Origin of the sequence: uncultured Maricaulis sp., from assembly GCF_963975345.1 — a bacterium.
GTDB lineage: Bacteria > Pseudomonadota > Alphaproteobacteria > Caulobacterales > Maricaulaceae > Maricaulis.
In genome coordinates this window covers 41899-57642 of the sequence record NZ_CAXBGE010000007.1, presented here as the reverse complement: position 1 = coordinate 57642, position 15744 = coordinate 41899, and the positions used below count along the sequence as shown (strand labels likewise).

The following is a 15744-nucleotide window of genomic DNA, read 5'->3' as shown; positions in this document are numbered from 1 at the left end:
TCGTGTTCGATTTGCGGGAAAACTGAGCAGATATGGAGGCTTTCTCCGGCGTCTTCAGGAGAGACTTGACCCGCGCCGGAAGCTGGTTCTAATCGCCCCGACACGCAGCGCGGTGGCCCCACCGCGCGCGAATTCGAGGATATTCCGATGAGTAAACCCGACAAGCCCTACCGCAAACATGACGTGGCCGGCCACACGCTGAGCCCCGAAACCCAAATGATGAGCTATGGCTACGACCCAAAGCTCTCGGAAATGTCGATCAAGCCGCCTGTCTTCCTGACATCGACTTTTGCGTTCGAAAGCGCTGAGGCCGGAGCATCATTCTTCCGTGTCTCGCTGGGTCAGGCCCAGGAGGGCGATCCGGAATCGGCCGGCCTGATGTATTCGCGTTTCAACAATCCGAACATGGAAGTGTTGGAGGACCGTCTCGCCCTGTATGACGGTGCTGAAGAGGCCGCAGTGTTTTCGTCGGGCATGGCGGCGATCTCAACGACGTTGATGGCGCTGGCCCATTCCGGCTCGGTAATTCTGCAATCGACTCCGCTCTATGGCGGCACTGAAAGCCTGTTGCGCAAGTTTCTGCCGAATTACGGTATTCAGAGTGTCGACTTTTTTGCTGGTGCCGAAGAGGCGGAGATCCGCGCTGCGGCAGACTCCGCCATGGCGCTCGGCCCAGTCTCGGTCATCTACACGGAAACACCGACCAACCCGACCAATGATCTGGTCGATCTGGCAGCGTGTAATCGCATCGCCGATCTGATCGCAGAAAAGCAGGGCAAGCGCCCTTGGATTGTCGTCGACAACACCTTCCTTGGCCCGGTTGGCCAGGCACCGCTCAAGTTGGGCGCCGATGTGCTGGTCTACTCGCTGACCAAATATGTCGGCGGTCACAGCGATCTGATTGCCGGCTCGGCGCTCGGCGCATCGGAAGCGATGGCGTTGGTACGCAGCCTGCGGGGATATCTCGGCACCAATCTCGACCCGCACACGTGCTGGATGCTGCTGCGCTCGCTTGAGACCGTCAAGATCCGCATGGATGCTGCTGCGCTCGGTGCCGAAAAGGTCGCTTCCTTCTTGCGCGATCATCCCAAGATCAAGCGCGTGCGCTATCTCGGCTTTCTCGGCGCGGATAATCGCGATGCCGATATCTTCAAGGCGCAATGCACGTCGGCCGGTTCGACCTTCGCGTTTGATCTTGCCGACGAAGCGAGCGCCTTTCGCATGCTCAATGCGCTGCAGGTGATGAAGCTTGCGGTCAGCCTTGGCGGCACCGAGACCTTGATCTGTCATCCGGGTTCGACCACCCACCGCGGCGTCGATCCCGAACTGCGCAAACGTCAGGGCTTCTCCGAGGGCCTGGTGCGCATCTCGGTCGGCATCGAAAACCCCGATGACCTCATCGCCGATTTGAAACAGGCGCTCGACAAGGTCTGATACAGTTTCAGCGGTCTAGCCCCGGCGCGTATGTCTGCCGGGGCTAGACCGCGCATTTTAAACCAGTATCACTGAGCCATGCTGAATCCTTTGGAGCTCAATGCCGACGAATGCGCGGTCCTTGACTGGATCGACACGCGCAGCGAGGCGATGATCGAGACCGTCAAGCTTTGGTCGGCGATCAATTCCGGTAGCCGTAATGCGGACGGGCTGGAGCGGATGCGTAGCTGTCTGGTTACGGCCTTTGGCGAACTCGATGATGCCCGCATTGAGGCTGTTGATCTCCAACCCTCCACGGTTGTCGAGCCCGATGGCCGCGTGCACGAACAACCCTACACGCCGTCCTTTCGCTGTCGTATCCGCCCGGACGCGCCGATCCGCATCGCCATGACCGGCCACCATGACACCGTCTTTCCGGTCTCCAGCGCCTTCCAGGCCACCAAGTTGTGGGATGACGATACCCTCAACGGACCCGGTGTTGCCGACATGAAGGGCGGTATTCTGGTGATGCTGCACGGTCTGCTCGGCCTGCAACGTTCGCCTTGGAAGGACCAGATCGGAATCGATGTTCTGATCAGTCCAGATGAGGAGATCGGCTCGCTTGGTTCCGCACTGGTTCTGGCTGAGCTGGGCGCACGCGCCGATATCGGCATGACCTATGAGCCGGCTCTGGCCGATGGGTCGCTGGCTGGCGCCCGCAAGGGATCGGGCAATTGGTCGCTCAAGCTGACCGGCCGCGCTGCTCATGCTGGCCGCGAACACCATCTCGGCCGCAATGCGCTCGCAGCCGCCTGCGCCTTTGGGCTTGAGCTGGACGCGCTGAACGGCCGCCGCGAGGACGTGACCTTCAATCTCGCCCGGATTGATGGCGGTGGCCCGCCCAATGTCGTGCCCGACAATGCCGTCGTGCGCTTCAATATCCGGGTCAAGACCGAGAATGACCGCATCTGGGTGCTGGCCGAGCTTGAGCGTCTGCTCGACATGGTTCGCATCCGCGACGGCATCGGCGCCGAGCTATATGGCGGCTTTACTCGCCCACCCAAGCCGATGAGCCCGGCGAATGCGAAAATGTTCGACTGGACCCGCGCGGCCGGCTCGAGCCTGGGTTTGGACATTCGCTGGCAGGATACTGGCGGCGTCTGTGAGGGCAATAATTTGTGGGCCGCGGGCTGTCCGAATGTCGATACACTGGGGGTGCGCGGTGCCGATATCCATTCGGACCGTGAGATCGCCAAACTATCAAGCTTTGCCGAGCGGTCCAAACTCTCGGCTGTGATGCTGATGAAATTCGCGCGCGGTGAGTTTGACGTCCGCGAGGCGCGCGCCTTGGTGCAACAACAAGCCTGACCGGGCGGGGGAAATTATGCTGATCGTACGCGCTGCCAAGGCGACTGATATCGATGCCATGAGCCAGCTGGCCGATGAGGCCGGGACTGGCTTCACCAGCCTGTCCGTTTCCAGGGATGTGCTGGCCGAGCGGCTCGAGAAATCAGAAGCCGCCTATCTGTCGAACCCGGAAGGGCAGACGGAGGATACTTATCAGCTGATGCTCGAAGACACAGAGAGCGGCAGGATCGTGGGCTGTTCGGCAATCAAGGCGATGGTTGGCGTTTCCAAACCCTATTGGGATTTCAAGGTCATCACCATTGCCCAACATTCCGTCGACGCCCAGCGTCGTTTCGACATGGACGCGATGCTGCTGGTCAATGATTTTGCCGGTTCGACCGAGGTTGGTACGCTCTTCGTATCGGAGGCCGGGCGTGGCGGTGGTGCCGGTCGCTTGGTGGCCCAGTCGCGCTATCTGCTGATGGCTGCCGCGCCGCACCGCTTTGGCGAAAAGGTTCTCGCCGAATTGCGCGGCGTTGTGCTCGATGACGGTTCCTCACCGTTTTTCGACTACGTCTCGCGACCCTTCTTTCACATGGATTTCGATGAGGCTGACCGCCTGAGCGCCTCGACCGACAACCAGTTCATCCTCGACCTTGGACCGCAGCATTTGATCTATGTCGATCTCCTGCCTGAATCCGTACGCAGTCTGATCGGCCAGACCCATCGTGACGGTGCCGGCGCGATGAATTTGCTGCGCTGGGAAGGTTTTCACTATGATCGCTATGTCGATATTTTCGATGGCGGTCCGCTGGTCTCGAATTGGACGGAAAATATCCGTACCCTTCGCGAAAGCCGCGTCGTGACGGTTCGCGCCGCGACGACTGCTGGTGGTGTTCAAGGAATATTGTCTACCGACCGGCTTGAGGATTTCCGCACCTGTGCCGTTGAGGCCGTCGACGAGGGTGACATGCTGGGTATCTCCTACGAGGTGATGCAGGCGATGGATTTGCAAGACGGAGAGCGCGCCCGTTTCTGGCGGCGTCAGAGGTAACAGAATGAATTTCATCAATGGACATTGGCGCGATGGTAGCGCTGCCGCTTTCACCTCGACCAATCCGGCCGATGATACGCTGGTCTGGAAAGGCCAGGCCGCAGGCGTCAGCGATGTCGCGGATGCCTTTGAGGCAGCCCGCGCAGCCTTTCCTGCCTGGGGCCGGATGCCCTTGGCTGACCGCATCTCGGCGGTTGGACGCTATAAGGATGAGCTGAGTAACCGCAAGGACGAACTTGCCGATCTTATTGCTCGCGAAACCGGCAAGCCGTTGTGGGAGACGGCTGGTGAAGTCGGAGCGATGATCGGCAAGATTGATATTTCCATCGCCGCCCATGCCGACCGCAGCGGCGGCCATGAGACTGACACCGCCTTCGGCTTTGCCCGCATGGCGCACAAGCCATTGGGCGTGATGTTTGTGCTGGGCCCGTATAATTTCCCCGGTCATCTGCCCAATGGTCATATCGTTCCGGCTCTGATCGCCGGCAATACGATCGTCTTCAAACCCTCGGAAATCACGCCAGGCGTCGGCGAAGCGATGATCCGCGCTTGGGATGCTGCCGGGCTGCCGTCTGGCGTCATCAATCTGGTGCAGGGCGCGCGCGATACCGGTGCGGCTGCCCTGGACAATCCAGAGCTGGACGGCGTCCTGTTCACCGGCTCTTGGGGCACGGGTAAATTCATTCACGAGAAATTCGCCGGCCGTCCTGATATTCAGCTGGCGCTCGAAATGGGCGGCAATAATCCGCTGGTGATCTGGGACGCCGCCGATGCGCGCGCCGCCGCCAGTATTGCAGTACACTCGGCCTACATCACGGCAGGCCAACGCTGTTCCTGTGCGCGCCGGCTGATCGTTCCGCGCGGCGAAGCGGGCGATGCCGTGATCGCCGCGATTATCGATCTTGCCGACCGCTTGACCATTGGCAAATGGAATGATGCGGAGCAGCCCTTTATCGGACCACTGGTTTCGGCGCATGCGGCGCAGGGCGTGCTCGACGCCCAGGACGATCTGATCGCGCGCGGTGCGGTAGCGCTGCGCAAAGTCGAGCGTGTCGCGCTGGGCGATGCTTTCCTGCGCCCCGGCCTGCTCGACGTCACCGGTATCGATGTGCCCGATGAGGAAGTGTTCGGACCAATGTTGCAGGTGACGCGCGTCGCCAGTTTTGACGACGCGATGCTGGTCGCCAATGGCACTGCCTATGGCTTGTCTGCGGGACTGGTCTCTGACAGCCGCGATCTGTGGGAGCGCTTTTGGGTCGAGAGTCGGGCCGGCATCGTCAACTGGAACCGGCCGACCTGTGGCGCCGCATCGAACATGCCGTTCGGTGGGCCGGGCCAGTCGGGCAATTTGCGCCCGAGCGCCTATTATGCCGCCGATTATTGCGCTTTTCCCGTCGCGACCCAAGCGGCGCCGGAACCGGAATACATGGCCATCAAGGGCATTGACTAAATCCAGAGAGGCCGCGCGCGATGACTGCCATTGAAGCCAATTTCGACGGTCTGGTAGGGCCGACCCATAATTATGGCGGCTTGTCTGAAGGCAATTTGGCCAGCGCGCGCAGTGAAGGGCTGACTTCCTCGCCGCGCGAAGCGGTGCTCGAGGGCATCGCCAAGATGAAATCCCTCTCGGATATCGGCCTGCTGCAAGGCGTGATGCCGCCGCATGAACGGCCCTTCCTGCCCTTGCTCAAGACGCTCGGCTTTTCCGGCAGTGATTCTGAGATTATCCAGCAGGTTTCGCGCGAAGCGCCGCACCTGTTGCGCCGGGCCAGTTCGGCCTCTGCGATGTGGGCCGCCAATGCGGCCATGGTCTCACCGTCGGCCGACAGTGCCGATGGCCGTGTACATTTTACACCGGCCAATCTCTTGACCACGGGACACCGCGCCATCGAGGCGCCGCAGACCCGTCGGGCATTGGCGCGAATATTTGCTGATCGTGAGCACTTTTGCGTCCACGAACCGCTGCCTTATCAATCTGACTTCGCTGATGAGGGCGCCGCCAATCATGTGCGCCTGTGCGAGCGCCATGGCGCGCCCGGTGTCGAGCTGCTGGTTTGGGGCCGTGATGCGGCCACGAGTTATGAGGGCCGGTTTCCCGCCCGGCAGACGCGCCAATCCTGTGAGGCGATTGCGCGGCGGCACGATCTTGATCCGGAGCGCACAATCTTGTTGCAACAGTCGCGCACGGCGATTGAGGCCGGGGCCTTTCACAATGATGTCGTCTGCGTCGGTACCGGGACCTGCCTGTTCTACCATGAGCAGGCATTCGAGGATCGCAGCGGCATGATTGCCGCAGTGAGGCGTGCGGCTGAGGGTTTGTTCGAACCGGATTTCGTCGAAGTGCCGGCCAGCGAGGTCTCGCTGGCTGATGCCATCACCTCCTATCTCTTCAATTCGCAACTGCTGCAAATCCCCGGCGAGGACCGTCTGGTTCTGCTCGCCCCGGAGGAGACCCGCGAAAACCCCGCGACCCGAGCCTATTGTGAGCGTCTGGTTAGCGGCAATGGCCCAATCGGCGCCGTTCGCTTCGCTTCCGTCAGACAGTCGATGCGTAATGGCGGCGGGCCTGCCTGTCTGCGATTGCGCGTCGTGCTGACCGAGACTGAACGCGCGTCACTCTCAGCCAATACGATCATGACGCCCGCCCTGTTCGAGGCGCTCAATACCTGGGGCGCGACGCATTACCGCGAGGCGCTGGCGCCGGCCGACTTGGCCGACCCGCAGCTCTTGGTGGAAAGCCGCCAAGCGCTCGATGCCTTGACGGTCCTGCTCGATTTGGGACCGGATTTCTACCCGTTCCAGCGCGATTAGGGGATTGCGTCGAGATTTGGTCGTTCATCAAGACCGAATCAGGGTCGTATCGCCGCAGGTCGCTCGCGGCCGCTGCAAGGACAGGGTGTGAGCCAGACCGTTCCAATCATTTTGGTCGATGATGATCCAGACGAGCATTTTCTGTTCAGGACGGATCTCGAAGATGCCGGGTTTGACCTCGACCTCGAGAGCTTTGCGCACCCCGAGGATGCGCTGGCTCATCTGTACCGGCGTGCTGGCGGACCGATTCTCGTCCTGACCGATATGGGGCTGGCGGGGGATGACCCGGTGGAGTTTATCGAGTTGGCGGCAAAAACTCTTCACGGCGGTGTCATCGGCGCTTATTCCGGCGCACGAAATCCGGACATGGAAGCGAATTGCCGCGCGGTCGGTGCCAGCTTCTACATCGTCAAACCGATTTCCAGCGCGAAGCTGGAAGCTGCCATTGTGGCCACGGATGCGATCTCGATAGAAGTCTTGCCAGATGGACGTCGGCGTCTGGTCTGCGCCTAAAGTGCCTCGGCCTTGGCGAGCAAGCCACCGGCTTGCGCATATTCCTGCGTGCCTTCGCTGTAGATCTTGTCGCCAGCGAGGGTGTCGGACGGCTTCAATTCGCTCATGCCGGGCAGGCGGTCGTAGATCGGGGCGAAGTCCTGATAGGTCGCGTCCATCAGCTCCTGGAAGCTGTCGACCACGAAATAGCTCTGCTGGAAATCATCATAGCGATAATCCGTTCGCATAATGCGTTCGAGGTCGAAATGGATCCGGTTCGGCGAGCGGGCCTCCAGGCTGAAGATTGATTCTGCGCGGGAGGAGACAATGCCGGCGCCATAGATCCGGCGGCCTTCCGGTGTGTTGATCAGGCCAAACTCCACAGTGTACCAGTAGAGTCGAGCCATGTGCTTGATCGCGTCGAAGCCGATGGAACGAAGCCCGCCGCGGCCATAGGCGGCCATATAATCGGCAAAGATTGGCTGCGTCAGCAGTGGGACGTGGCCGAACACGTCGTGGAAAATATCGGGCTCGGGCAGGTAGTCGAGTTTCTCGCCATCGCGAATGAAGCGCCCCGAGACAAAGCGCCGGTTGGCGAGATGTTCGTAAAACTCCTTTTCCGGAATCAGGCCAGGCACGGTGATGACCGTCCAGCCGGTCAGTTTTTCGAGCTTTTCATTGACCCGGCGGAAGTCAGGAATTCCGCCTTCATTCAGGTTGAGCAGGTCGAGTCCCTTGAAGAATTCCGGGACGGCGCGGCCAGCGAGGACCTTCATCTGGCGTTCGTAAAGCGTGGTCCAGATCGCGTGTTCCTCGCCGGTATAGCGATCCCATTTCTGCTCGATTGTGAAGTCCGCAGCCGGGGTCTGTTCGGCGATGACGGGATCATTGACGGGCATAGCGAACATCCTGAGCGTGGCTGGCTGTTGAACGAAGTCAATATAGGTCGCATCAGCCCGCAGCGAAATGATCGAATCGCCGCAGGGCTGCGGACAACAAGACGATGCCGCCCCTGGAGCCAGGGACGGCATCGCCTCAATTCATCTGCGGGGCCTGCGACTAGTTGGTGCAGAGCAGATCCACCATCGGTTCGCAACGCCCGGCCCGGCATTCAGCGTTCTCGCCAATGAACCAAGTCCGGCTACGATTATAGCGGTCGACCGAGAAATGGGCGGCCTGGCTATAGCCCGCCGCACGGCAGACCCGGCGTGCGACTTCCTCATCGCAGAAACGCCCGCCGGTCCCAAGGCATCGGTCGACGCCCATTCCATTGATTTCCGGACGGGCGAAGAAGGTGGCATCGACGCCGCGAATGCCGCCGCGCACATTCATGCCGCGATCACCGCCCGGTCCGGGATAACCCGCTCCGCCGCCTGGCCCGGGATAGCCATTGCCGGACTGTCCGTAATTGCCATCGACACGGCGCAAGGAGGAGATTGTGTTTCGTAGATAGTAGGTCGTCAGGTCCTCGACGCTATCGCCTTCGAAATATTCGCAACGTCCACGGAAGTCCGAATGCTCGCAGACCTGCCAGGTCTCACCGCGGGCGACGGCCAGGCTGTCGGCGCGATCATTGAAGCCGATCCGATCGAGATCGGGCGTGTCCTGTTGGACGTCGAGGCGTTGGCCAGTGAAATTGGTTCCGTCGAACAGCCACACACCATTACGCGGTTGCGGACCGTAATTTCCACCCGGCGAGCCGGGGCGTCCTGGGCCAGCATTGTAATCGGGCGCGGCCGAGCTGATCCGACCGGCGAGGCCGCCGCCGATCTGAGGCAGATCGCCGCTGACTTGCATGCAGGGCGAACCATAATTGGCGTCATCACAAACGCGCCAGCTGCCGCGGCCGCTATAGCGGATCGATTGTGTGGCGTCGTTGAAACCAAGCCGGTTCAAATCCGGTTGGGCGTCGGTGAGGGTGACGGCGCGACCCGAATAATTGGGGCCGGAATAAAGCGTCAGTGAATCGCCGCCGCCCTGTGGTCCGCCAGGCCGGCCGCCATTCGAATTGGGCGCCACGGGACGCAGCGCCGTAAAGATATTGTCATAGCGGCCGAGATTGGCTTCTTGACCGGAGTAGGTGAAGCAGCCGCCACTGAAATTGGCATCGACACACAGTTCCCATTGACCGGAGACGACGCGCAATGAGCTGGCGCGGTCATTGAAGCGCATCGCAGACAAATCGCTGGTCGCACGGTTGATGGTGAGGTTCTGGCCCTGAAAATTTGGTTGGTCGTAGAGAATGATCTCTTGCGCGTTCGCGGTGCCAGCGGCGCCTGCGAATACCAGTGCAGCCAGTGCTGTTAGTCGGTGGCGTATCGTCATCGGTGATCTCCCTCGGTCAGGATTGTGAGTGTATCGCAAGAATGATGGAACGCGCAGGGTGAACTGGAGTTCACTGATGTATTCATCTCGAATTCACGCCCTCGGGCAGCCGGTGCGACCTTGCCCCAAAGGCCCGGACAAGGGCTTCAATTGTCTGGCTATTGTGGGTCTGCAGGTGCGTCGGCCGGGGCGGGATCTGGTGGCGGGGTCGCGCGGCCCCGATTGAACAGACCGCGCAGAAGTTGCTGTGCCGGATCCTCGGCCTGGGGTTGGGTGGGTTCGCTGCCGGCCGGTGGATTATTGGCGCTATCGCTGCTCAGGCCGAGCGCGTTGAGCAGGGTGTTGCGAACGGCCTGTTCGGGCGTTGTGGCCGCGCCGCTGCTGCCGCCCAGCGCATTTCTGACGACGCCGGAGAGCAAAGCTTGGCCGACGGCTTCGGTATCGACGCCGACTGCAATATTGTTGAAACTGCCGCGAATACGCACCGGCACGGTGATGCCCTGCAGGTCGCGATCGCCGCCCTGACCCTGGATTGAGGCGACGGCGCGTGGCTGCAGCCGGTAGTCAACAGTTTGATCAGGCAGGTTGACCCAGCCTGCGCCCGTGATCCGTAGGAGCGGGCTGAGCATGAGCAGGTCGGTATTGGTGATGCGTCCGCTAGTCGCCGTGAAGCTGCCGGTGAGGGCGCTGAAATCGGTCTGTGCCATCTCGCCGGTGGCGGCCGGAGTCGCCGGATCGCTCGCGGATGCATTGCCATTGCCCGAGACGAAGCTGCTGACATTGCGGATCGTCTGGGCGACATTGATTCCAGTGATCGCGCCATCGGCGAAACTGAACTGGCCATTGCCGGCCAAACTTTGCATGATTGCCGCCTGGCTCTGCCCTGACCCGGTGAAGGCGAGCTCGATATTACCAATCCCGCGTAGCCGTTCAAAGCCGGCGGCTGCTGTCAGGAAAGGTTGCGCGTCGAGGCCTGTCAGGTCTGCGCGCAGTGAGTAACTCGGGGTGCGCGTGCGTCCATTAACGACGATATCTGCGGTGCCTTGGCCCTGATAGAGCGCGATTTGGGTCAGATTCGCTTCCAGCCGGTTATTGAGGATCCGCAGCCGCAAGCGCGTGTCGTTGACCTCAAGATCGCGGAATTTCAGCGAGCCGACGATGAGCCGCAAATCGGCATTCACCAGGCCGAAGCCGGCCAGATCGATCGCTGCCTCGCTCCAGGGCGCGATGCCGGCCGCGGCCGCACTGGTCTCTTGTGCGGGTTCGGGCAGGTAGGGCGTGACATCGAGCGTCGCTAGTGAGAGTGCACCGTCAAGACGGGGCTTGTCCGCTTCCAGATTCACATTCAGCGTTCCCGATCCGGTGATGTCATCGAGGCGAATGGTATCGGCGGTCAACGCGATATGGGTTGGATCCCCGCCAATGCGCCCGGCGGTGCTGAATCGGCGCAAACTGTCGCCCGCTGGCATTTCGACGCCGGCAAAGCGTGCCAGATTGCGGATTGACGGCACGGTCGTATTGAAGGCGCCGTCGAGGGAAAGGTCAGCGGACTCTAGGAAATTGCCGTCGAAATGAGCGGTCACCAGATTGCCGCCGAGATCGAGTAGGAAGCCGGTTTGCCGACCCTCGAAGAATCCGCGTAGCGAAGCGATGCGGGCGCTGAAGCTCAGTTGTTCGCCATCAGCATTCAGGCTTCCGTCCAGCTGCATCGGGCCGTCGAGCGAGGGTAGGCCAATCGTAAGGTCGAGCCCGGTGACATCATGGCTCTCACGCTCGTCAGAATAACTGACGGTGCCGTTCTCGATTCGCACTTCGCCAAAGCTTGCATCCAAGGGTAGGGCACCGGGGCGGCGAAAACCAAGCTCGGCCGACGCCGGCGCACTCTGTTCCGCTGCGGTCAGGGTCCAGTTATTGCGCGCACCGCTCTGCTGCAGCCGAATGACCGGGTCGACCAGCACGAATTCGGTGATTTCGATCTGGCGCGACAGCAGCGGGCGCAACTTTACAGCAAGCCGCATCTCACCCATCTCTGCGAAAGGCGCGTCCCCAAATCCGTCCGCATTGGCGATCGACACTTGGCTGGCGCGGAATTCGATATGCGGCAACAGGCTCAGTTCGAGATCACCACCCAAATTCACCTCACGGTGCAGGGCTTCGCTAGCGGCCAGTTGCACCTGGTCGCGATAGAAGGAGGCGGGGACCACGAAGGGGATGATGATGGCCGCGCCGATCACGATGACGATCAGGGCGAAAACGAATTGCAGCAGGCGTGTCATGATGGCGGGCTCCGGCGCGTTTGCTTGTCGCTGCCGTGCGGATGTCCCCCAAATCGATTTGGAACGAGACGGAAGCACGGCGCTGGGATAGTCTTACGGTTAATTGAGGTGAAACCGAAGCGGGAGTTTGACGTGAACAAGGGAAAATCGACCGAGCTGATCCGTCGTCGCGAAATTCTGATCGGTCTGGCGGCGGGAACGATGATCCCATTCATCGCTGGCTGCGCTGAAAATGCCGCCCTCGGCCGCAGTCAGCTCATGCTGGTCTCCGACGCGCAATTGGCGCAACTATCCGAGCAAGCGTGGCAGGAAAGCCTGCAGCGTGAGCGCGTTTCGCGCGATCCGGCCTATACGCGTCGGCTCGAACGGGTTGGTCGCCGTATCGTCAATGCCTCCGGCCAGACCCAACTCAACTGGGAGTTTGTTGTCTTCGACAGCGACACCGTCAATGCTTGGGTACTGCCCAATGGCAAGGTCGGCTTCTACAAGGGCATTCTCGACCTGATGGAGACCGACGATCACGTTGCAACCGTGATGGGGCATGAGATTGGTCATATCGCAGGGCGCCATTCGGCGGAACGCGCGAGCCAGCAAATGGCGGCGCAAATCGGCATGAGTCTGGTCACCACGGCGCTCAACAGCAATGCCGATATCGCCTATAGCGACCAGCTTGGCGCCGCTCTCGGGATGGGTGTCAGCCTGGGCATCATCCTGCCCTATTCGCGCCAACACGAATATGAGGCCGACCGGCTCGGTGTCGATTACATGGTCGCTGCCGGCTATGATCCGCGCCAAGCGATCGACTTCTGGATCGCGATGTCGACGACCCATTCCGGTGGCCAACTGGAGTTTGCCTCGACCCACCCGTCCGACGAGCACCGGATCGAGGCGATGCGAGCGCATATGGTCGCGCGTGGCTATGTTTGAGTTCGGCGAAGCCGGCCTGCATATCGCCTGATTGCATGGTTGCCACCGCACGGCGGTGGCGCTAGTTTCCCGCGCCTCACGCCCTGTCCAACGGGAGCGTGCCCGGTGCCGCCTTAGCTCAGTTGGTTAGAGCGCTAGAATGTGGATCTAGAGGTCGACCGTTCAATTCGGTCAGGCGGTACCATTTTTCAATTCTTCGATGATGTTCATCTTGCCTGGCGGTATTTCGCGCCATGGCACCGTCTATGTTCAGTGACGGGCCGACCAGGCCAGGTCGCAGGTGGCTTACCTTGCCAAACCTTCGGCTCGCGTTGGCATATTGGGCAGGTTTTTCATTTCCGGGTTCGCGGTCAAAAACTCACTCAATTCGGCCAGTGGTACCGCTTTTGAGAGCACATAGCCTTGAGCCCAATCGCAACCGATCAGCTTCAGCAATGCCAGCGCCTCGAGTGTCTCGACGCCTTCGGCGGTCATTTCCAGACCGAGGCCGTGCGCCAGATCGGAGGTGGATTTGACCAGCATGCGATCCCGTTGTGAGGACGCCATATGGGTGACGAAGGCGCGGTCGAGCTTGAGCTCATGGCTCGGCAATGTTTTGAGATAGGCGAGCGATGACAGGCCGGTGCCGTAATCATCAATCGCCAATTTGATGCCAGCCGCAGCCCACTTTTCCAAATTGGCCAAGGCACGCTCGGCATTTTGCATCGCGGCTGTTTCAGTCACTTCAAAGGAAATGCGGCCTGGTGCCTGTAGTGCAATGCGCAGTGCCAGCTCGGCGAAATCCGTGTCGGATATCAGTGAACCCGAGATGTTTACGGCCAGCGTGATGTCATGGCCGGCGGCGCGTAGGGCGTGCTGATCGCGCACTACTTGTTCAAGCGCCCATTTGGTGAAATCGCGGATATGCCCGGTTTCTTCGGCGAGTGGGATGAATGTGTCGGGCGACATCGTGCCGTGTTCGCCATCGGTCCAGCGGCACAGAGCTTCGGCTGCGAGATAGGAGCCCGTCGGAAGGTGCAGCTTGGGTTGATACTGCATCACCATCTCGCCATTGCGGGTTGCGGCGAGCATCCGGCTCATCAGGGTTAAATTCTGTTCCGGGTCGCCGAATCTTATCGCGTCGAAGATCGCGGTGGCGCAGCAGGATTCCCGCGCTTGATCGAGCGCAATCACCGCATTCTTGACGCAGGTTTCGGCACTGGTCCCGGCATACAGGCCTGCTGTCACCGCGACGTCGATCTCGACGCCATCCAGCGTCACCGGCGTGTTGAAACACCGGCGCATCTGTTCAGCTGCGGGCAGGGCGGCATCCGCGTCTGGGACCGGCAGGAGGACGCCGAGGATGTCCGGTGCCAGCAGGGTAACGAGTTCGACATTGACCTCTTCGGCAATGCGTTCTGCCATGACCGTCTTAAGCTGGGACGCCTTGACGAAGCCGAGCGCGTTTTCCAGATGCTTGTGTCTTTCGATGCCGAGCGCAATCAGGGTGACCGGACGGCGCTCGCGTTCGCTGAGATCACCAATGGCGCGCTCAGCGGCTGCGCGCGACGGCAGGCCGGTATCGAGATCCACATACAGAGCCTTTTCCAGCACTCTTTGTTGCTCGCGGGAGCTGCGATGGCGGATATAGATCAGGAACAGCCCGAAGAATGACAGTGCGAGCAAACCACTCAGACCGATCATTCGCTGCCGGGCACGAGCATTGGCAAGCTCGAAATTCCGTTCGAGACCATCGGTCCGAAGTTGCTCGATCTGGAGCTCTTGCTCGGCGAAGTCGAACTGGGCTGCCAGCAAGGTCGTGTTCGCCGAGGCGGCAACGTCGCGGCCCTCGTCGTCAAGACGTTTGAAGGCACGCAAATGCGGCACGGCGAGGTCCCACAGCGTCAGAGCTTGGTAGATATCGGCGGCGGCGGCGTGATATTCGGCAAAGGACTGGGTCGTTTCATCCAGCGAAACCCCGTCAAATGTGTGCCCGATATCGCTTTGCGCTAGGCGGTATTGGCCGCGCCCATAGGCGATCCTCGCCCGGGCACCCCAAAGGAAGCGAGCCCACTCGCTGTGCACCGGGTCATCGATCGTTGCGAACGCTGTGTCGATGGCCTGAGCCGCAGCTTCAAATTCCCCGAATGCAATGTGTAACGTAGCTATATTGTTGAGGATTCTCGCCTGTAGCGTGCCACTCCCCATTTCCGCCGCAAGGACGCGCGCGCGCTCGAAATGTTCGAGGGCTTCGTTGTATTGTCCCAGCTCGCGATAGGCATTGCCCAGATTGTTGTTGGCGGCCAGTTCAAGCGCCGGGTCCCCGGTGTAACGATCCGTGGCATCGTCATAATATTCCACCGCCCGCTGATACTGATGTGCATCCGTATAAATCGAGCCGATCGATTGGAGCACGATGGATTCGCTGCGCCTGTCGCCGATCGCGCGGTAGACCTCATAAGCGTGCTGGAAGTTCTCGAAGGCGAGCCCGTATTCGCTGGTCGATTTGTTGATACGGCCCAGCGAAACCATGATGTCAGCATATAACTTGGTACGTTCCGGCTCTGCGCCAAGTTGGGCCAGGGCGCGCAGCGCGACCGGCTTGGCGTCAATTGGCCGGCCCAGGCGCGTTAGCGCTTCGGATTCGAGCCACCAAATCGTTGCCAGATCGGTATCGGAGCCCGCATCTCTGTCGCCAACACCGGCGTCCAGCAAGGTTTCGGCTGCTGCAATAAGCGTCAGGGCATCGGCCGGGTTGGCCATCATCGCAGCTTTGGCCTGGTCGATCAAAGTGGTCAGCTCGACGGGTCTTGTCGCCTGCGTCGACGGTGCAGCCTGCCACGCGTTGGCCGGCGCGCAGGGCGCGAGCAAGACGGCCGTTGCGGCGAAGCATGTCAGCACCAGTCTGTGCATTTTGACCTGACCCCGGGTCTGTTGTGTCCTGGTGGACGGATCCCCGGTAAAGGGCCGACCGTTCGTGCGAGGAAGCATGGTGATGGAAAATAGTTATTATTTCATGCGGTGGCCGTTGCTGTCCTCAATCTCGCGGCTCAACTGGCTACGGGAGCGAAAAAGGGCCGCCGTCCGGGATGGAGGGCGGCCCAGTTGGTCTGGAGTTTG

At 60.8% G+C, this 15744-nt stretch carries 11 protein-coding genes and 1 tRNA gene; 8 read left to right on the top strand and 4 right to left on the bottom strand.

What is annotated here, in order from left to right; translation table 11 throughout:
• Nucleotides 1–147: 147 nt before the first annotated feature.
• The 6 genes from AAC029_RS09050 to AAC029_RS09025 all read left to right on the top strand — a co-directional run bounded on the left by AAC029_RS09050 (nt 148) and on the right by AAC029_RS09025 (nt 7138).
• Nucleotides 148–1434: a cystathionine gamma-synthase family protein gene (locus AAC029_RS09050; protein WP_339746590.1), complete on the top strand. Its 1287-nt coding sequence runs from the start codon at nt 148–150 to the stop codon at nt 1432–1434.
• 78 nt (nt 1435–1512) lie between these two features.
• Nucleotides 1513–2781 carry a hydrolase gene (locus AAC029_RS09045; protein ID WP_339746588.1) on the top strand — a complete coding sequence of 423 codons (1269 nt, stop codon included), beginning with the start codon at nt 1513–1515 and terminating at the stop codon, nt 2779–2781.
• 16 nt (nt 2782–2797) lie between these two features.
• Nucleotides 2798–3814, top strand: coding sequence for an arginine N-succinyltransferase (locus tag AAC029_RS09040; protein WP_339746586.1), 1017 nt, complete (start codon nt 2798–2800; stop codon nt 3812–3814).
• A 4-nt stretch (nt 3815–3818) separates the two neighbouring features.
• Nucleotides 3819–5264, top strand: coding sequence for a succinylglutamate-semialdehyde dehydrogenase (gene astD / locus AAC029_RS09035; RefSeq protein ID WP_339746584.1), 1446 nt, complete (start codon nt 3819–3821; stop codon nt 5262–5264).
• 20 nt (nt 5265–5284) lie between these two features.
• Nucleotides 5285–6625: an N-succinylarginine dihydrolase gene (gene astB / locus AAC029_RS09030; RefSeq protein WP_339746582.1), complete on the top strand. Its 1341-nt coding sequence runs from the start codon at nt 5285–5287 to the stop codon at nt 6623–6625.
• Nucleotides 6626–6712: 87 nt separating this feature from the next.
• Complete coding sequence (locus AAC029_RS09025; protein ID WP_339746579.1) at nt 6713–7138, top strand: response regulator; 426 nt, start codon at nt 6713–6715, stop codon at nt 7136–7138.
• On the opposite strand, the gene phhA is transcribed toward AAC029_RS09025, so the two are convergent.
• From phhA to AAC029_RS09010, 3 genes are all read right to left on the bottom strand, one after another.
• Nucleotides 7135–8016, bottom strand: a complete 882-nt coding sequence (phhA, locus tag AAC029_RS09020; protein WP_339746576.1) for a phenylalanine 4-monooxygenase — start codon at nt 8014–8016, stop codon at nt 7135–7137. The genes AAC029_RS09025 and phhA overlap by 4 nt on opposite strands.
• A 160-nt stretch (nt 8017–8176) precedes the next feature.
• Nucleotides 8177–9442 (bottom strand): beta/gamma crystallin-related protein, encoded by a 1266-nt coding sequence (locus AAC029_RS09015; RefSeq protein WP_339746574.1) that lies wholly within the window; start codon nt 9440–9442, stop codon nt 8177–8179.
• 158 nt (nt 9443–9600) lie between these two features.
• On the bottom strand, nt 9601–11718 hold the full coding sequence (locus AAC029_RS09010; protein ID WP_339746572.1) for an AsmA family protein: 2118 nt from the start codon (nt 11716–11718) through the stop codon (nt 9601–9603).
• A 132-nt stretch (nt 11719–11850) separates the two neighbouring features.
• Here AAC029_RS09010 and AAC029_RS09005 point away from each other — a divergent pair, with 132 nt between their 5' ends.
• Both AAC029_RS09005 and AAC029_RS09000 read left to right on the top strand, forming a co-directional pair.
• Nucleotides 11851–12645 carry a M48 family metallopeptidase gene (locus tag AAC029_RS09005; RefSeq protein WP_339746569.1) on the top strand — a complete coding sequence of 265 codons (795 nt, stop codon included), beginning with the start codon at nt 11851–11853 and terminating at the stop codon, nt 12643–12645.
• 107 nt (nt 12646–12752) lie between these two features.
• Nucleotides 12753–12829: transfer RNA gene (locus AAC029_RS09000), tRNA-His, on the top strand.
• A gap of 101 nt (nt 12830–12930) precedes the next feature.
• Here AAC029_RS09000 and AAC029_RS08995 read toward each other — a convergent pair.
• On the bottom strand, nt 12931–15537 hold the full coding sequence (locus tag AAC029_RS08995; protein ID WP_339746566.1) for an EAL domain-containing protein: 2607 nt from the start codon (nt 15535–15537) through the stop codon (nt 12931–12933).
• Nucleotides 15538–15744: the final 207 nt, after the last annotated feature.